Genomic DNA, 19,644 nt, shown 5'->3' on the forward strand with positions numbered 1-19,644 from the left:
AAGTAATTAGATTACAAGATTGCAAGGTTATCAACTATCCAATCAATCTAAAAATCAAATAATCTAAAAAATCCATAAAGAAATGAAAACCGCATATATAGTAAAAGCATATAGAACAGCCGTAGGAAAAGCACCTCGCGGAGTGTTCAGATTTAAAAGAACTGATGAGTTAGCTGCTGAAACAATTCAGCACATGATGAAAGAACTTCCTCAACTAGATAAAAGTCGTATCGACGATGTAATCGTAGGAAATGCAATGCCAGAAGGATCACAAGGATTAAACATGGCTCGTTTAATTTCATTAATGGGATTAGAATCTATTGATGTACCAGGAGTAACGGTTAATAGATTTTGTTCTTCAGGAATAGAAACTATTGGTATGGCTACTGCAAAAATACAAGCCGGAATGGCAGATTGTATTATTGCAGGAGGTGCTGAAAGTATGAGTTCTGTTCCAATGACAGGATACAAGACTGAATTAAACTATGATTTAGCAAAATCTGGTCATGAAGATTATTATTGGGGAATGGGAAATACTGCCGAAGCTGTTGCGAATCAGTTTAAGGTTTCTAGAGAGGATCAAGATGAGTTCGCTTACAATTCTCATATGAAAGCTTTAAAAGCACAGGCAGAAAATCGTTTCCAGGATCAAATCGTTCCAATCAATGTAGAGCAAATTTATGTTGACGAAAATGGTAAAAAGGCATCTAAATCATATACTGTAACTAAAGACGAAGGACCACGTGCTGGAACTAGCAAAGAAGTGTTAGGTAAACTACGTCCTGTTTTTGCTGCTGGTGGTAGTGTTACCGCTGGAAACTCTTCTCAGATGAGTGATGGTGCTGCTTTTGTAATGGTAATGAGTGAAGACATGGTAAAAGAACTTAATCTAGAACCAATTGCTAGATTAGTAAACTATGCTGCTGCAGGTGTAGAACCAAGAATTATGGGTATTGGTCCTGTAAAAGCTATTCCTAAAGCATTAAAACAAGCAGGTCTTAAGCAAGACGATATAGAACTTATTGAACTTAACGAAGCATTTGCATCACAATCCTTAGCGGTTATGCGCGAACTTAATATCAATCAGGATATAGTAAACGTAAACGGAGGAGCTATCGCATTAGGACATCCTCTTGGATGTACTGGAGCAAAACTATCCGTGCAGCTATTTGATGAAATGCGTAAACGTGATATGAAAGGAAAATACGGAATGGTAACCATGTGTGTTGGAACCGGACAAGGTGCTGCAGGTATTTTTGAATTTTTAAATTAAGAAAAACTAGAATAAAGAAATAACACTAATAAAATGAGTACAGAAACTTTAAATAAAGACATTCTTAGAGGAGGACAATTCCTTGTTAAAGAAACGAAAGCTGAAGATGTATTTACTCCAGAAGATTTTTCTGAAGAGCAAAAGATGATGCGTGATAGTACTAAAGAATTCGTTGATCGCGAACTTTGGGCACACTGGGAAAGATTTGAATCAAAAGATTATGCTTTTACAGAGGAATGTATGAAGAAAGCTGGTGAGCTTGGTCTTCTTGGTGTAGCAGTTCCTGAAGCGTATGGTGGACTAGGAATGGGATTTGTTTCTACAATGTTAGTATGTGATTACATTTCTGGTGCTACAGGATCGTTTAGTACTGCATTTGGAGCACATACTGGTATTGGTACTATGCCAATTACATTATATGGTAATGAAGAACAAAAACAAAAATATGTTCCTAAATTAGCTTCTGGTGAGTGGTTTGGAGCGTACTGTCTTACAGAGCCAGGTGCTGGTTCTGATGCAAACTCTGGTAAAACAAAAGCTGTATTGTCAGAAGATGGATCACACTACCTAATATCTGGTCAAAAAATGTGGATCTCTAATGCAGGGTTCTGTAATGTATTTATTGTATTTGCTCGTATTGGAGATGATAAAAATATCACAGGATTTATCGTAGAAAATGATCCTTCTAATGGAATTTCTCTTGGAGATGAAGAGAAGAAATTAGGAATCCACTCCTCTTCTACTCGTCAGGTATTCTTTAGCGACACTAAAGTTCCTGTAGAGAACATGTTATCTGAAAGAGGAAACGGATTTAAAATTGCAATGAATGCATTAAATGTTGGGCGTATCAAATTAGCAGCTGCTTGTTTAGATGCACAACGTAGAGTAATTGGTGAAGCTACAAAATATGCTAATGAGCGTATTCAGTTTAAGACTCCAATTATGAACTTTGGAGCGATCAAAGCTAAGATTGCTGAAATGGCAACGAATACGTATGCTGATGAATCTGCTTCTTATAGAGCTGCGAAAAATATTGAAGATAGAATTGCTATCCGTCAAGCGGAAGGAAATACGCATCAAGAAGCTGAATTAAAAGGAGTTGAAGAATATGCAATTGAGTGTTCTATTTTGAAAGTAGCAGTTTCTGAAGACGTTCAGAATACTACCGATGAAGGTATCCAGATTTTTGGAGGAATGGGATTCTCTGCAGACACGCCTATGGAATCTGCTTGGAGAGATGCTCGTATTTCTCGTATCTATGAAGGTACTAACGAAATCAACAGAATGTTAGCTGTGGGAATGTTAGTGAAGAAAGCAATGAAAGGACATGTAGATCTTTTAGGACCAGCAATGAAAGTTGCTGATGAACTAACAGGAATTCCTTCTTTTGATACTCCGGATTATTCCGTATTATTTTCTGAAGAAAAAGAAATTCTTGCTAAACTTAAGAAAGTATTCTTAATGGTAGCAGGATCTGCTGTTCAGAAATTCGGTCCACAATTAGAGGAGCACCAACAATTATTGATGGCTGCTTCAGATATTCTTATCGAAATCTATATGGCTGAATCTACGATCTTACGTACAGAGAAAAATGCAAAACGTTTTGGAGAAGATTCTCAGGAAATCCAGATCGCAATGTCTCAATTATATTTATACAATGCCGTAGATATTATTATCAAGAAAGGAAAAGAAGCGATCGTTTCTTTTGCTGAAGGTGATGAGCAGCGTATGATGCTTATGGGACTTAAGCGTTTTACTAAATATGCAAATCAACCAAATGTTGTTGCATTAAGAACTAAAATTGCAGATAAAGTAGCCGCAGAAAACGGATACTGCTTCTAATAATAATTTTAATAAATCCTATCCTAAGGATTAAAACTAGGAAAGTTGTTTAATTTTGATTTAATAGACCGCCTTTCTGTTGGGGAAAGGCGGTTTTTTATTTCTTATATTATCTAATCATCCTCTACAACCACGGATCACACCAAAAAGGAAGTCATCAGCAGCTTGCCCATACTCATCTCCACAATTTCTATCAAAAGGATTCGTACTTCCTCCAAGCACTCTTCCACATTGATCATGATCTAAACAATCTTTAGTCCAAGCACTGGCAATAGTAAAAATTCCTGGACATCCAGATCCACAGCGACCTAAACAACGATCTCCATTAACTAGTTTTCGATCACTAAAGGATTGTCCATTGTTATCATCATATTCGGCTGTAACATAGGTGTTCTTTCTGATACAGGTAATACCTTCATCATTACCTTTCGACAAGTTTGTTTGAGAACCTTTTATTACGATTTTCTCGTAACGATAATTATTCGGGGATTTCGCCCAATACTCTAATAGTCGTAACAAGGTAAACTCTGCCATTGTAAAATTATCTACAGAACCATCTTTAAATAAATACATTGATAACTCTTCTCCTAACATCAATAGCGTTTCTTTTTCTTTGGTAGAAAGTATTACATTTTTTCCGTCTATTTCAATAAACTCGTTGCTGTAATCTATCGAAGCTGTAATTCTTACATCATTAATAGAAACTTTAACCTGATAGTAATTCAAATCCTTACTGGTTACCTTATAACCAATCTGAAAGCCATTTATTTCTTTATTTCCTTCTAAATGATCTTCTTGGTGCACTTCTAGACCAAGCACTTCTTTTGTTTGTATATCTTCTTGTTTATCACAAGAAAATAACACCAAAAGGAATAAAAAAAATAATCCGTAAAATCTAAAATGAATTTTCATAATAAAATATATTTAAGTTGGTTCCTTAAAGATACCCAGGTAAAATTCTTTGAAGACAAAGAAAATATTATGAAAACATTAATCTATTATAACGTAAAGACAGGCTTTAAAAGTAAACCTAAAAAATTCTAAACCGATGATTTCTAGAAGATATGATCGATACAACAAAAAGTAGCGCGTACTGGCAAAATCCTAAAAATTACTGAAATACTATAAAAAATTGTTAATTATAGCTTGTTTCTCAACATATTATGTGAAATAGTAAGAATTTATCAACACGAAAACGTTGTAGTAACTTTTCGAAACTCAAAAATTGAATATTTCGTAATAACTTAGTGGAAATTTAACACAAGAAACACTTTTACAAACTAAAATTTACGAATTATGAAAACAATTTCACCTCCTCCGAAAATTTCTAAATTGTTTGAGCTACTCTAATTAAACAAACTTTTCTTTTAAATATTCAGTCAGGAATACAAGAATAAATTTCTAAAATAAAGATTGCCGAGAAAAAATTACTTATTACTTGTCGTTATAACTAATATGTCATCAGTCAAATAATTACCAAAAGACTATTAGTTTAAAAATTCTTTAAAACGGTGTAACGTAAATCAGTGTTACGATTATTCCTATTTCAAATACATACGACCAGCTCATTATTAATCTCTTCAGGCTCTTTTTTCCGACAGCGAAAATTTGAGAAAAACACAAATTTACTTACGTATTTAAAACCTCCGTTCTCATTAAAGAACACAAAAAATCTTATGAAATGAAAAGAAAAACCCTTTTTAAAATTTTAGTAAGCTTCTTATGCTGCTTCCCGCTTATGCAGATGCAAGCGCAAGATGAAGATGTTATGTTCCAAGCCTTTGACTGGAATGTTCAAAATCAACCTGCTGGCCAAACTTGGTATGATGTAGTAACCAGTGTAAGTAGTACGATTAGCGATGCTGGTATTGATCTAATATGGATGCCGCCTCCAAGTAACTCAGCAGCGCCACAGGGATACCTTCCAAGGGAACTTTATAATTTTAATAGTGCCTACGGTACAGAAACACAATTGAGAAATCTAATCAACCAGTATCACTCTCAGGATGTAAGAGTAATTAGTGATATTGTAATCAACCATAGAGTTGGCAGCAATGACGCCGTTACTTTTACCAATCCTGCTTGGCCAACTTATTTTATTACTGCCGATGATGAAGGTAGAAATTTTGTAAACTTCCCAGTAGAGTTTAGTATCAATGGTGATTTTGTTCCTGGTAATGCTCTAAAAGCAGATGGATCTGGTGGTGGATTTGCTGCTGCAAGAGATTTAGATCATGAAAATCCAGAAGTACGACAAGAAATCATCGCATGGATGAATTTCCTAAGAAATGATCTAGGTTTCGATGGTTGGAGATATGATTTCGTACATGGATATAATCCTATATACAACAAAGAATACAACGATGCTACAAATCCTTATTTTGCAGTGGGAGAATTACTAGAAAGTAGCAGAGTACAAACCAACAATTTTGTAAACTGGACACAAGGATCTTCATCTGCATTTGATTTTAATACTAAAGTAAGTCTTCAAAATGCACTAAGAGATAACAATTTATCTTACCTAAGAGACTTTTCTGGTAATCCATCTGGAATGATCGGAATCAACCCAACAAAATCCGTAACTTTTTTAGATAATCATGACACTGGAGAAGCGCAACAATGTTGTGGATCTAATTTTGTATTTCCTGGAGGAGAAACCAATTTAAGAAAAGGATACGCTTACATTTTAACACACCCTGGTAATCCAATGGTATTCTGGACACACTTCTTTGATGCTGGAGCCGGAGTACAAAACGCGATTAGAGATTTAATCGCAATTAGAAAAGATGTAAGAGTATTTGCTGGATCTTCTATTAACATTGCAGAAGCAAGAAATGATTTATATGCAGCCTATATCGATGGACGAAATGGTACTATTGCCATGAAATTAGGAAGTGGTAATTGGTCTCCTAATGGAAGTGGATGGACTCTAAGAACTTCTGGAAGTGATTACGCTGTTTGGACACAAGGTGGTGGAGATAATACAGGTGGTGGAGATACCGCTGCACCTTTTACGGTAAACTTCAAAAAACCATCTAATTGGGGAAATACAATCAATGCTTATTTCTTCGATGCTTCAGCTAATGCAACTATTTCAGGAACTGCTGGTTGGCCAGGACAACAGATGACTAACATCTCTGGTACTCCTTGGTATTCTTATACATTAACACCACCCGCTGGAGTATCTGCTGGTAACATAAGAGTAATCTTTAACGATGGAAGCAATCAAACTGGAGATTTATCCAGAAGTACAGACGGTTGGTATACCAATGGAACATGGTCAGATACTTGTCCATCTGACTGTAGCTCATCTGGAGGAGGATCTAATGATGTTACATTAAACTTCCAAAAACCTAGTAGTGGATGGGGTACTAATGCTAATTTATATCTATTCAATAGAGCTACAAACCAAACATTAGCTGGAACCCCTGGATGGCCAGGAGATGTGATGACCAATTTAAGTGGAACTTCTTGGGCAAGAAAAACATTTACAATACCAAACGGAGTATCCGCAAATGATATCGGAGTTGTATTCAATAATGGAAATGGCCAACAAACTGTAGACCTTACTCGAGGTACAGATGGATGGTTTACTGTTACCGGAAGTAGTAGCGGACAAAGAACTGGAACTTGGTCTACTAATTGCCCGAATAACTGTCCTTCTACAAGAGCACTAGAATTAGCTGATGAAGCTGATAAAGGAAATAGTTCGATTATAGAAACAGACGTTACGCTGTGGCCAAATCCTGTAAGAGAAAGAGGAACCTTAAGTGTTAATACTCCAGAAAACGGTGTCTTAAGTGTATCTATTTCGAATATTTTAGGTCAGACAAAAACAATTTATAGCAAAAGTACCTTAAAAGGAAATCAAACTATTGAGATAAACGCTAATGATATGCGTGAATCTGGAATATATTTCTGTACGGTAACTCTTAATGGAGCAAAACTGAAAAGAATTAAAATTGTAAAACAATAATTTTTTTGTCCTAATTACTTACCATCATATCACATGTTGATATGTCAGTCAAAAAGCGGTCGTTTGAAGTAAACGACCGCTTTTTTTATGATTAGAATTCACCCTTTCCTTTAAGTTAATCATCCTCGGTTCAATCCTTAGAGCATTTAAATATTGATTATCGACTTTACAAAATCTTAACTTTTATAGATTCCTCAAAAACGAGTGAATGTTTTTAATATCTTTCCGATCCTGTTAAATTTAAATTCAATAACTATAAATAATAATCTTGTGAAAAAAATAGTCTTCTTACTTTCATTAATCTTAATCATTTCCTGCAAAAAGAAGGAAAATAATAATTCGGATAAAACAATTGCTGATAGTACGGAAAAACCTGTAGAGGTTGCTAAAAAAGAAAAAAAAGACCATCAGCTTAGAAATATAAAGAAGGCAGAAATTACTCCTACTATAGACGGTGATATGAATGATCCTATTTGGAACGAAACCAAATGGTACCCAATGGATCAAAACTGGATAGGAGAATTTCCAGATGTTAACGATTTTTTTGGACGCTATAAAATGGCATGGACACCAGAAGCGCTATATATATTAGTAGAAATAAAAGATGATGTATTATATGATCAATACAAAGATCCTTTAAAACTTTGGTGGGATGATGATTGTGTAGAAATTTTTATAGATGCTGATAATTCTGGAGGTGAACACCAATATAATAATAACGCATTTGCATATCATGTAGCATTAGATGGTAATGTGGTAGATTTAGATGCCAGTAAAAAACCTCTGTTATACAACAATCATGTGAAAATGAAGCGCAAGACGGATGGTGATGTTACTGTTTGGGAATTCGAAATGGTTGTATTTGATGATACCTATGAAGAAGGGAAAGCTAATGATCCTGTTGTATTATCTAAAGATCAAAAACTAGGTTTTGCCATTGCATACAATGATAACGATGCGAGTAAAGAGAGAGAAAACTTTATGGGTTCTGTTTTTGTGCCTGGAGAAGATAAAAACCAAGGTTGGATCAATGCAGATATCTTTGGCACTATTGTTTTAGTAGAATAACATTTTTTATAAACTACAAATACAAGATGCTATTTGAGATCTTGTATTTGTAGTATTTCTATTCTATTTATTAGCTTTCCGAAAAATTCACTGCAGTTTCTATTAATGCTAGATGAGAATATGCTTGAGGAAAATTACCAAGTAATCTTTTTGATTTAAAATCTATATCCTCACTAAACAACCCTAAATGGTTACTGTATGATAATAATTGATCAAACATTTTACGGGCCTTTTCCTTCTCTCCTATTTTGTTTAAACTATTTATAAACCAAAAACTACAGATTGTAAATGAAGAAGAAGGCAATCCAAAATCATCTTTATTTTTATATCTATATAATAATCCATCATTACATAATTCTCGTTCGGTAGCTTTTACGGTATTCACAAATCTTGGATCTTTTGCCTCGATAAATCCATAGGACTCCATTAATAAAGTAGAAGCATCTAGGTCAGCTGACCCATAAGACTGTGTATACGCTTGCACCTCTTCATTCCAGGCATTCTCATATATATCATTATAAATTCGATCTCTCAGTTCTCTCCACCTTTCATTATTATTAGTTTTACCTATTAATTCTCCTATTTTTATAGCTCTATCCACAGCTACCCAACAAAGTAGTTTGGAAAATGTAAAATGTCTTTCTTCTGTTCTAAACTCCCAAATACCTTTATCAGGCTTTTCCCAGTTTACGTTTACAATATGTACAATACTTTTACTAATAGTCCATAAACTTTCGCTATCATCTACCGCAGCATCAAATTTTACAAACTGCTGATAAATTACATTCATTAAGATACCATAGATATCATTTTGTTTTTGGTGAAAAGCTGCATTTCCAATACGAACTGGACTAGAATTTTTATAACCGCTAAGATGATCCAGTGTTTTTTCCGTAAGATCCTTCTCTCCATTAATTCCATACATAATCTGAATCTTTTCATCCTTATCAGGTATGATATCAATTATAAATCTTAGAAAGCGTTGTGCTACTTGTTTATGCCCAAGATCTGAAATTACTTTTATCACCATAGAGGCATCTCTAATCCAACAGAAACGATAATCCCAATTTCGTACCTCTCCTATAGTTTCTGGTAACGAAGTAGTTGCAGCCGCTAATACAGCTCCTGACTTTTCATAGCTTAATAATTTAAGCACCAAAGCACTTCTTAGGATTTCCTGATTATACAAATTATAAGAGGTCGTTTTTTCGCTCCAATCCATCCAATAAACTCTGGTTCTTTGTAGTTTAAGGTAACAAAGCTCTAATGATTGTTTCAAAATCTTTTCGTGATAACTTATCAAAAAATAAGCGTTATCAGTCAATGTGATTTCTTCAGAATTCAGAATGGTTTCTAAATCAAGATCAGAGTAGAGATATAAGGTATCATACTTATCTTTATCTGTGATACTTTTAATATAAGTTTCAGTTACTTTTGAGTAAGTATCCTCTTTTGCATATTCTAATTTAGGATCATAATTTACCCTAAAAGTCGGTTTACCCGAAATTAACTTAATGTATCTAATGATATCTGCCTGTGCATGATAAGAACCATCTTCATTTTGATATCGCGGCATAAAATCAATACTTTCAAAAACATCCGTTCCATTATTATATTCCGTTACCAGAATATTTGTTTTAATTATATATTTCTGAGAAACCTTATAATCATCACTCACTAAAATTTCGAAAGTTCCTCCTTTATCTTCATCCAGAATTTTTGCAAAAACTGAAGATGAATCAAAATTGGGAAGACAACACCAATCAATAGCTCCTTTCTTTGAAATTAAAGCTGCGCTCTTACAATTTCCAATAATTCCGTAGTCCAAATTATTCATATAATTTCAAGTTCTTTTAAATAAACGTACCTTTATTCGCTGAACCGAAATTTAATCAATCAAAATTAGTCAACCAACTTTCACCAAGCTTTATGAGTAAAACTATCATAATCTCAAATCGACTGCCTTTACAATTAGAAATTGATAATAATTCCATTAATACGATACCAAGTGTTGGAGGATTAGCAACAGGAATGAAATCTGTTCATTCTGGAAGTGATAGTATTTGGATCGGTTGGAGTGGTCTTACTGAAGAACAATTAGACGATAATAAAAGAATTCTGGTAAAAAATGCGTTGACAAAACATCAATGTGTTGGAGTTCCATTAACTTCTGAAGAAATTGATGGATTTTATTATGGTTTTAGTAATAATACTTTATGGCCACTATTTCACTATTTCATGGAATATACCGAATTTGAAAAAGATAGTTGGAATATATATCAATCAGTAAACCAAAAATTTGCGGATATTGTCATCGAAAACCTTGATGAAAATGATACTATTTGGGTACACGATTATCAACTACTACTGTTACCCGAAATGATCCGAAAAAAGAAACCGAATGTAACCATAGGATTCTTTTTGCATATTCCTTTTCCATCATATGAAGTATTTAGAACAATTCCTTGTAGAAAAGAAATACTAAAAGGATTATTGGGAGCTGATTTAGTTGGGTTTCATACGTATGATTATGAAAGACATTTTCTAAGTTCCGCGCAAAGAATTTTAGGATTAGAAATTAACTTTAACAATGTACAGCTGGATAACAGAATTGTTAAAGTAGATTCTTTCCCTATGGGTATTGATTATCAAAAATTTCATGATGCCGCTACCTTACATAATGAAAAAGAAAAACAGGATCAAACTGAAATACAACAAAAAATAGATGAGCACCTTGCAGATGGAGATCGTGCAAAACTCATTTTATCCATAGATAGACTTGATTACACAAAAGGGATTGCTAACAGATTAAGAGCCTTTGAATATTTCTTAGATAAATACCCTCAATTTAGAGGAAAAGCAAGATTAGTAATGCTTGCGGTACCTTCTAGATCTAACGTTCCACAATATCAACTACTAAAAAATGAAATTGATCAACTGGTAGGTAGAATTAATGGCAAATTCTCGGAAGTAAGCTGGACTCCTATTTGGTATTTTTATCGTTCGATGCCTTTTGAGAATTTAATTGATTTATATACTTCTAGTGAAGTGGCTTTGCTAACTCCTATAAGAGATGGAATGAATCTGGTTGCCAAAGAATACATCGCTTCTAGAGTTGATAAAAAAGGGGTTCTTATCTTAAGTGAAATGACAGGTGCTTCAAAAGAGATGAGCGAAGCACTTATTATCAATCCAAATAATTTTGAAGAAATAGCGGATACCCTAAAGTTTGCTTTAGAGATGCCTGAAGAAGAACAGATAAAAAGAAATACTGCGCTCCAAAAGAGATTGAAAAGATATAATGTAGAGAAATGGGCCAAAGATTTCATGGAATCTCTAGAAAACACTAAAACCACAGCTAAAAAGTACTCATTAAAGAAATTAACTCCCGAACTAAAGAAAGATTTATTATCAGATTTCGAAACTTCTAAAAATCGAATTTTATTTATTGACTATGATGGAACTTTAGCTCCTTTTGAAAAAATTCCTGAAAATGCTAAACCCACCCAAAAAATATTTGATATTTTAGATAACCTTCAAAAAGATAAAAGAAATAAAGTCATATTGATAACTGGTAGAGATAAATTTACTTTTAATAAATGGTTCGGTCATAAAGATTATACCTTAATTACCGAACATGGAGCTTGGCTAAAAGACGTAGATAAAGATTGGGAACTTTTAGAAAGAGTAAATAACGATTGGTTCGAGTCTATTGCTCCTGTATTGGAATCGTTTACAGACAGAACACCAGGTTCTCTTATCGAAGAAAAAAATTATTCGTTGGCTTGGCATTTTAGAAACGTAGATCCAGATCTTGGTAAACTAAGATCTATGGAATTAAAAACCACAATACAACACCTCATTGCTAATCATAATCTCGAAATTTTAGAAGGTGATAAGGTATTAGAAATAAAAGTAAGTGGTATCAACAAAGGAAAATCTGCTTGCAAAATGCTTGTAGAAAAAGACTATGATTTTATTTTTGCCATAGGTGATGATTGGACAGATGAATATATGTTCAAAGAATTGCCATCTTCTTCATATACCATTAAAGTAGGATTAAAAAAAACGATTGCCAAGTTTTACGTAGAAGATACAAATCAGGTTCATCAATTATTACAAGAGCTTAACTAACTTTTAATATAAATATTCTGAAACCAAAGATCTATATACTTCCTGTTATTATTATTGCGCAGTTTTTCTGTACGTCTTTGTGGTTTGCAGGAAACGCTGTTATAGATGATTTTGCAGCTCAGTTTAATGTAGGTTTTAATATACTAGGATATCTTTTATCAACGGTTCAATTTGGTTTTATTATCGGTACGCTCACTTTTGCTCTTTTTACATTGGTAGATCGATTTTCTCCATCAAAAGTATTTATGATTTCAGCAATCTTGGGAGCGCTTTGTAATATTGCTCTATTAATACCCAACATTACTGTTCTTAATGTACTCACAGCACGATTTGGAACTGGTTTTTTTCTAGCCGGTATTTATCCTGTTGGTATGAAAATAGCCTCCGATTATTACAAAGATGGTTTAGGAAAAGCATTAGGATATTTGGTAGGTGCTTTAGTTATGGGTACTGCACTTCCTCATTTATTAAAAGAACTATCATGGAATAGCGATTACAAAATCGTAATCCAATCTACTAGTTTGCTAGCCTTACTTGGCGGATTATTAATTTATTTTTGTATTCCTAATGGTCCTTATAGAAAACCCGTTTCTAAATTACAATTAGGAGTAATCACTGAACTTTTTGGAATTATTAGTTTTAGAAAAGCTGCTTTCGGATACTTCGGTCATATGTGGGAGCTTTATGCATTTTGGGGCTTTGTTCCAGTACTACTAAAAACCTATGTCGAAAAGCATAGAATAGGAATTCCAATATCCCTCTGGTCATTTACGATCATTGCTATTGGTTTCTTTTCGTGTGTTTTGGGTGGTTATATTTCCTTGAAAACTGGAAGTAGAAAAGTGGCACGGTATTCACTAATTATTTCTGGGCTTTTTTGCTTAATCTCTCCGCTCCTATTTCAATTACCAGTAGAAATATTTTTAGGCCTGTTAGGTTTCTGGGGGATGGTGGTGATATCTGATTCTCCTCAGTTTTCTACAATGGTAGCTGGTGCTGCTCCTCCAGAACTTAGAGGAACTGGACTTACGATTGTAAATTGTATTGGTTTTGCAATAACGATTCTTAGTATTCAATTACTTTCCTATCTAGTCAACCATATGGATTCTATGTATATATTCCTTTTTTTGGGAATTGGTCCACTAATTGGTCTTTACGCTTCTCGAAAACAGTAGACTAGATTTTAAAGTTGATATTTATCAACTCTTAATTATCGGAAATAACTCTTAACAAATACTTAAGAAAATACTTGATATTTACCTGTATTTTAGAAAACAAAACCCATGAGAAACATTCTTTTTTTCGTAATACTATCCCATTTTTTTTTAAGTACAGCTCAAACGGATACAGAAGTATATTTATTCGACATTTCAACAGAGAATAATGAACTAAAGCTTACCAATCAAAGAAATATTTCAAACAATCCAGGCTATGACAATCAGCCTTCTTTTTATAACGATAATATTGTTTTGTTTTCTTCTACCAGAAATGGACAGACTGATATAGCTGCGTATAATATTAGAGACAATAAAATTGATTGGATTTCTAATACTTTAGAAGGAAGTGAATATTCACCTACTAAAATCCCGAATCAAAAGGCTATTTCGGCTATTAGATTGGATACCACAGGCAAGCAACTATTGTACTCGTATGATTTTAAAACTGGGAAACCTAAGGTATTATTAGAAAATCTTGTAGTTGGATATCACTGTTGGTATGATAAAGATATAATTGTTTCCTCTGTATTAGAGGATCAGAGTCTGTCACTGGTGGTTTCTAACCTGAAAAATAAGACGAATGCAACTCTACAAAAGAAAATAGGAAGATCATTACATAAAATTCCAAACTCTAAGCTTATCAGTTATATCAGCAAAGAAAATGAACAATGGGAAATAAAGTCATTAAATCCAATCTCTGGAGAAACGAAAAAAATTATAAATACGATTCCAGAGGCCGAAGATATGTGTTGGTTACTAAATGGAACTATTTTAATGCCTAAAGGAAATATAATCTATAAGTTTAATCCAAAAACAGATAAAAATTGGAGCTTGTTTTATACTTCTACAGATCCAGGACTTGGGAATATTACAAGAATTGCTACAAATTCCATTAGCACTTTACTGTCCATAGTTTCTGATATATCACCAGAGCGTATCGTTCAGCAGCAATTAGATGCCTATAACGCTAGAAACATTGACGCCTTCGCCTCAACATACTCAAAAAATGTAAAAGTGTATTACTATCCTAATAAATTAAGTTATGAAGGGATAGATAATCTAAAAAAAGGGTACGCATCCTTTTTTGAAAATACACCAGATCTGCACTGTGAAGTAAAGAATAGAATTGTATACGGAAACAAAGTCATTGACGAAGAATCAGTACTCATAAATGGTAAAAAGATAAAAGCTGTAGCGATCTATGAAGTGGAAAACGGTAAAATAGCTAAGGTTACTTTTTTTTAGAATTCATCAATAATAAAGGCAAAATAACATTTCTTAGTATCAAAATTTAATTAATAAGATTCATAAATATAATTTAAACGGAAACACATATTTATTTAGAATTATTTTTTCTTTTCACGTATCTAATATTTTTTTATACTTGACATTTGTATTAATAAAATTAACAATCACACAAATCACTAATGAATAGAAATTTCGTTTTAATCACTATTGTAGTTATATGCTCGACTTTTTCAGGTTTTTCTCAATCAATTTTACTCAAAAACATAAATCTTATCGATGTAGAAAACGGTAAAATTCAAAAAAACAGGAATATACTTATTGAAAAAGATCGCATATCAAAAATTACTGCTGACGAAATAAAAGTAAATAATGAAGTTTCGATTATTGACGGAACAGATAAGTTTCTAATTCCTGGTATGATTGATACTCATATACATTTTTTTCAAACAGGAAGCTTATATACCAGACCAGATGCAATCGATCTAACAAATAACTTTTCTTATGAAGATGAGATACAGTTTGCAAAAGATATAATCCCCGATAATTTTAAACGCTATCTAAAATTAGGTATCACATCGGTAATGGATGTTGGAGGTCCTTTTTATAATTTTACTGTACGAGATAGTATTGCTAAACATCATATTTCTCCAAATGTTTATGTTACAGGTCCTTTATTTTCTCCATACCAACCTAAAGCTTTTTCTAGTCTGGAAGACATCCCTATAGAAAAAATCAACTCTAAACAAGAAGCCACGAAACTATTTAATAAAATGATTGCTTACAAACCTGATTTTATCAAAATATGGTATATATCAGGTAATGGATTACCTGCAGAGAAAACCTATCCTATCGTTGCTCATATTGCTGAGTTAACTCATAAAAACAACCTGAAATTAACAGTTCATGCAACTAATCTAAAAACTGCAAAACTAGCGGTAAAAGCAGGTGCCGATATTTTAGTGCATAGTGTAAATGATCAACTTGTAGATGATGAATTTATCAAAATGCTTAAAGATCATAAAGTAACATATATCCCAACTTTAATTGTTGGTAAAAATTATGGCAAGGCATATCTAGCTAACCCTAGCAATCATATACAAGATCTAACCTACGCAAATCCAAAAGTATATGGTACATTAACCGATATGAATAGATTTTCTGATAATGAAATTCCAGACAGAATAAAAAAACTAAGAAAAGATCCAAAATCCTTAGAAAAAAGAAATAGAACTCGCGATAGCATAATGCTTACAAACCTTTTAAAACTAACTGAAAAAGGAATTAATATAGCTACTGGAACAGATGCTGGAAATATAGGTACAATCCACGCTTCTTCATACATCCAAGAGATTGAAGCTATGAAAAAATCAAACATATCTAATTTTGATATTATAAAAGCTTCTACAATTAATGCTGCTTTAGGTTTTGGACTAGAAGGTGATATTGGATCTATTAAGGAAGGAAAATTAGCCGATTTGGTTATTCTATCTAAAAATCCTGTTGAAAATATTGAAAATTTAAATTCAATAGAAGAAGTTATTAAAAGTGGAGAAATATTGAATATTAAAGAGCTTTTAAAAGAAACTCCAGAACAAATTGTACAAAGGCAAGTAAACGCTTACAATGCTAGAAATATAGATGCTTTTATGGACACTTATTCGGATGACGTAAAGATCTACAACTTCCCTAATGAACTATCCATTTCTAGTAAAGCAGACATGAAAAAAAGTTTTGAAACTATGTTTGAAAAAGTTCCAAACTTATACTGTGAAATTAAAAACCGTATTGTTCTTGGTAATAAAGTAGTCGATCGAGAATATGTAAGATTTGGAGATCGTTACTCCAATGTTATAACAATCTATGAAGTAGAAAATGGTAAAATAGCTAAAGTTACCTTCTTAAGATGAATCGAATAGAGGTTACAGTCAAATGAAACATCCTTTGCAACTACATATTTAAGAAATTGTTCCACTTGCGGACAAAGAGTTTGATTTTATGTTGAGCCATTTTAAAAACTACTAAAAAACGGAGGCATCAATATTAAGTGCAAGAATGAGAAGTTGTAAAAAAGAATATTAGACTACTAAAGGTTGTATAAAAGCTATTTTTTAAAATGAGAAATGCAAAGAACATATTCTTCGTTTTGCTATAGAACATTGGTTGATTACAGATTATGAAGCTCCTTCTATAATCAATATTAATTATCTAGAAGATCGTGAACCACCCTACATATCTTTTGATAATAGAGATAAACTTAATAGCTAAATCTACAAATGAAATTTTTCTTAAAATCAAAACTCAATTGAATGGAAAAATGCTAGTATCAGATTGCTATGGTACTCTTATACATGAACAAAAAGTTAGATATGAAAACAGCATAGTATAAATACATGTTCGAAAATCCATATTTGTACATTTTAAAAGATAACTATGATAAATCAATTCATTTATGTTTCATATTAAAGCGCCATCGTGTAGGTCTTATAAATTTGTTAAGGAGTCACTCCCAATGATTGCTTTTACTTAAATTACGCGATCAAATTAACACAAATGAAGATTTTTTTTACCTCAACACTTTTTTTATTTTCAATAATTGCTAGCGCACAAACAAACTCAAAAATATATGATATTATCAATGCTATTTCTAGCGAAAGAATAGAAGCAGATATTAAAACATTAGCTGGTTTTGGCACCAGACATACCTTAAGCGATACAGTTTCCAATACAAGAGGAATTGGTGCTGCCAGAAGGTGGATCAAATCTGAGTTTGAAACCATATCCAAAAAATGTAATAATTGTTTAGAAGTTTTTTATCAAAAAGACCTTGTTAAAAAAGGAACAAATCAACGTATTACCAAAGATGTAATGGTTGTAAATGTAGTTGCCATACAACGAGGAACTAAATACCCTAATCGCTTCATTATTATGAGTGGAGATATCGATTCCCGTATTTCTGACCCAAATAACTTTACTGATGATGCTCCTGGCGCTAATGATAATGCAACAGGAATGGCTGGAGCGATGGAAGCGGCAAGAGTATTGTCCAAATACAAATTTGAAAGTAGTATTATTTACGTAGGCCTTTCTGGAGAAGAACAAGGACTGTTTGGCGGAAAAGGATTGGCCAACTATGCCAAAAAGAACAATTGGGATATTGTTGGAGTTATGAATAATGATATGATTGGTAATATCAAAGGTGTAGATGGTGTTATCGATAATAGAACATTTAGAATTTTCTCTGAACCAACCAATTTAACTGACAATGAAAGAACAGTTAAAAACAGACGTTTTTATGGAGGCGAAGTGGATGGAATTTCTCGTCAGTTGGCTCGGTATATTCATAAAACTACCAAAACATATATGCCAGAAATGAATCCTATGATGATCTATCGACTAGATAGATTTGGTCGTGGTGGTCATCATCGTCCTTTTAATGATGCTGGATTCGCTGGAATTAGAATTATGGAGGCTCATGAAAACTATACTCAGCAACACCAAGACATTAGAAAAGAAGATGGGATTGCATATGGAGATGTAGTAGAACATGTAAACTTTGAATATGCAACTAAACTAACTGCTGTTAATGCAATCAATCTTGCATCCATTGCATGGGCACCACCAACTCCAACAGAAGTTAAAATTGGTGGAATAGTGGAACCTTCTGTGAAGTTTAAATGGGAAAAATCAAATGATCCTAATATCCAAGGATATAAAATATATTGGAGAGATACTACATCACCTACCTGGGATTATAGCAGGTTTGTTGGTAATGTAGATAACTTTGTACTCGATGGTATTGTTATTGATAATTACTTTTTTGGAATAGCAACTGTAGGAAAAAACGGATTTGAAAGTCTGGTTGTGTTCCCTACTGCCATTTTTAGAAAGTAAATAGAGAATGTTCTAAATCAAACTATTAATGTGTATCAACTAAAATTTAAACGTGTGAAATTCTTAAACATCTTCTTCATCATCGCGCTATTATGTACGTTTTCTTGTAAACAAGAAAATGTAAAAGAAAAATCATCCATAAATGTTGATATAGCAGAAAAATTATCCATTGAAACCAAGGGAAAAGTTGTTATTCATAAGAATTTCAAATCTAAAAATGTAATCCCAAGAAACGTAGAAGTGTTCTTACCTCATGGCTATGATACTTCAAATAAGAAATACAAAGTACTGTACATGCATGATGGACAGAATGTTTTTAACCCTAAAACTTCTTATACAGGTATCGATTGGGGAGTAGATGAAACCATAGATAGCTTAATAAAAACAGGTAGCATCAAAAATACTATTGTTGTTGCCCCTTGGAATACAGAAAGAAAGCGCTTTTCAGAATACATGCCAGAAGCTCCAGCAGAAGCTACAAACAATCCCGAAGCAAAAGCAGCTTTAAAACAAAATACAGGATTCGATTCTTTATATTCTGATGAATATTTGAAATTTCTGGTTGAAGAATTAAAACCCTTTATTGATAAAACCTATAATGTATCCACTAAAATGGAAGATACTTCAATTATGGGATCTTCAATGGGTGGATTAATATCATTATACGGAATATGTAAATATCCAGAAGTTTTCGGAGCTGCAGGATGTGTTTCTACTCATTGGCCAGTTCCTATTTTGGGCGAAGCCTATATCAAAACCTTACCATCTACTCTACCCGATCCTAAAACGCATAAAATATATTTTGATTTTGGAACCGAAGGTTTAGACGCTCAATATGAACCTTTTCAGAAACAAGTGGACCAAATGATGAAAGATAAAGGGTATGAAGAAGGAAAGAACTGGATCACCAAAAAATTTGAAGGAGATGGTCATAATGAGAAAAGTTGGAATGAACGTATACACGTCCCATTAGAGTTCCTATTACAATAAATTAA

12 protein-coding genes are annotated in these 19,644 nt (G+C 33.1%); 10 read left to right on the plus strand and 2 right to left on the minus strand.

The window, feature by feature from the left end; genetic code table 11:
* Positions 1 to 82: 82 nt before the first annotated feature.
* Entirely contained in the window at positions 83 to 1,273 is a 1,191-nt protein-coding gene (locus tag Q1B37_RS14225; RefSeq protein WP_299899521.1) for an acetyl-CoA C-acyltransferase, read from the plus strand.
* A gap of 33 nt (positions 1,274 to 1,306) precedes the next feature.
* On the plus strand, positions 1,307 to 3,115 hold the full coding sequence (locus tag Q1B37_RS14230) for an acyl-CoA dehydrogenase family protein (protein ID WP_299607632.1): 1,809 nt from the start codon (positions 1,307 to 1,309) through the stop codon (positions 3,113 to 3,115).
* A gap of 117 nt (positions 3,116 to 3,232) precedes the next feature.
* Here the strand turns inward: Q1B37_RS14230 and Q1B37_RS14235 are convergent, their stop codons facing one another.
* A complete protein-coding gene (locus tag Q1B37_RS14235) occupies positions 3,233 to 4,027 on the minus strand; it encodes a hypothetical protein (protein WP_299899523.1) in 795 nt (264 codons plus the stop codon).
* A gap of 769 nt (positions 4,028 to 4,796) precedes the next feature.
* Between Q1B37_RS14235 and Q1B37_RS14240 the strand changes: the two genes are divergently transcribed.
* On the plus strand, positions 4,797 to 7,091 hold the full coding sequence (locus tag Q1B37_RS14240) for a starch-binding protein (protein WP_299899525.1): 2,295 nt from the start codon (positions 4,797 to 4,799) through the stop codon (positions 7,089 to 7,091).
* 270 nt (positions 7,092 to 7,361) lie between these two features.
* On the plus strand, positions 7,362 to 8,159 hold the full coding sequence (locus tag Q1B37_RS14245; RefSeq protein ID WP_299899527.1) for a sugar-binding protein: 798 nt from the start codon (positions 7,362 to 7,364) through the stop codon (positions 8,157 to 8,159).
* Between the two features lie 70 nt (positions 8,160 to 8,229).
* Here the strand turns inward: Q1B37_RS14245 and Q1B37_RS14250 are convergent, their stop codons facing one another.
* Positions 8,230 to 9,996 carry a glycoside hydrolase family 15 protein gene (locus tag Q1B37_RS14250; RefSeq protein ID WP_299899529.1) on the minus strand — a complete coding sequence of 589 codons (1,767 nt, stop codon included), beginning with the start codon at positions 9,994 to 9,996 and terminating at the stop codon, positions 8,230 to 8,232.
* A gap of 92 nt (positions 9,997 to 10,088) precedes the next feature.
* On the opposite strand from Q1B37_RS14250, the gene Q1B37_RS14255 reads away from it, so the two are divergent.
* The 6 genes from Q1B37_RS14255 (at position 10,089) to Q1B37_RS14280 (ending at position 19,639) form a co-directional block, all read left to right on the plus strand.
* Positions 10,089 to 12,293 carry a bifunctional alpha,alpha-trehalose-phosphate synthase (UDP-forming)/trehalose-phosphatase gene (locus Q1B37_RS14255; RefSeq protein WP_299607644.1) on the plus strand — a complete coding sequence of 735 codons (2,205 nt, stop codon included), beginning with the start codon at positions 10,089 to 10,091 and terminating at the stop codon, positions 12,291 to 12,293.
* Positions 12,294 to 12,346: 53 nt separating this feature from the next.
* A complete protein-coding gene (locus Q1B37_RS14260) occupies positions 12,347 to 13,468 on the plus strand; it encodes an MFS transporter (RefSeq protein ID WP_366944328.1) in 1,122 nt (373 codons plus the stop codon).
* A gap of 108 nt (positions 13,469 to 13,576) precedes the next feature.
* Entirely contained in the window at positions 13,577 to 14,755 is a 1,179-nt protein-coding gene (locus tag Q1B37_RS14265) for a nuclear transport factor 2 family protein (RefSeq protein ID WP_299899530.1), read from the plus strand.
* Positions 14,756 to 14,937: 182 nt separating this feature from the next.
* Complete coding sequence (locus Q1B37_RS14270) at positions 14,938 to 16,665, plus strand: amidohydrolase family protein (protein ID WP_299899532.1); 1,728 nt, start codon at positions 14,938 to 14,940, stop codon at positions 16,663 to 16,665.
* Between the two features lie 643 nt (positions 16,666 to 17,308).
* Complete coding sequence (locus Q1B37_RS14275) at positions 17,309 to 18,649, plus strand: M28 family peptidase (RefSeq protein ID WP_299899533.1); 1,341 nt, start codon at positions 17,309 to 17,311, stop codon at positions 18,647 to 18,649.
* A gap of 54 nt (positions 18,650 to 18,703) precedes the next feature.
* Complete coding sequence (locus tag Q1B37_RS14280; RefSeq protein WP_299899535.1) at positions 18,704 to 19,639, plus strand: alpha/beta hydrolase-fold protein; 936 nt, start codon at positions 18,704 to 18,706, stop codon at positions 19,637 to 19,639.
* The last annotated feature ends 5 nt before the right edge of the window (positions 19,640 to 19,644 follow it).

Origin of the sequence: uncultured Aquimarina sp., assembly GCF_947492965.1 — a bacterium.
Lineage (GTDB): Bacteria > Bacteroidota > Bacteroidia > Flavobacteriales > Flavobacteriaceae > Aquimarina.

Coding starts and splice junctions, on each gene's coding strand:
- Q1B37_RS14225 (WP_299899521.1), top strand. CDS start 83: ATGAAAACCGCATATATAGTAAAAGCATATAGAACAGCCGTAGGAAAA.
- Q1B37_RS14230 (WP_299607632.1), top strand. CDS start 1,307: ATGAGTACAGAAACTTTAAATAAAGACATTCTTAGAGGAGGACAATTC.
- Q1B37_RS14235 (WP_299899523.1), bottom strand. CDS start 4,027: ATGAAAATTCATTTTAGATTTTACGGATTATTTTTTTTATTCCTTTTG.
- Q1B37_RS14240 (WP_299899525.1), top strand. CDS start 4,797: ATGAAAAGAAAAACCCTTTTTAAAATTTTAGTAAGCTTCTTATGCTGC.
- Q1B37_RS14250 (WP_299899529.1), bottom strand. CDS start 9,996: ATGAATAATTTGGACTACGGAATTATTGGAAATTGTAAGAGCGCAGCT.
- Q1B37_RS14255 (WP_299607644.1), top strand. CDS start 10,089: ATGAGTAAAACTATCATAATCTCAAATCGACTGCCTTTACAATTAGAA.
- Q1B37_RS14265 (WP_299899530.1), top strand. CDS start 13,577: ATGAGAAACATTCTTTTTTTCGTAATACTATCCCATTTTTTTTTAAGT.
- Q1B37_RS14270 (WP_299899532.1), top strand. CDS start 14,938: ATGAATAGAAATTTCGTTTTAATCACTATTGTAGTTATATGCTCGACT.
- Q1B37_RS14275 (WP_299899533.1), top strand. CDS start 17,309: ATGAAGATTTTTTTTACCTCAACACTTTTTTTATTTTCAATAATTGCT.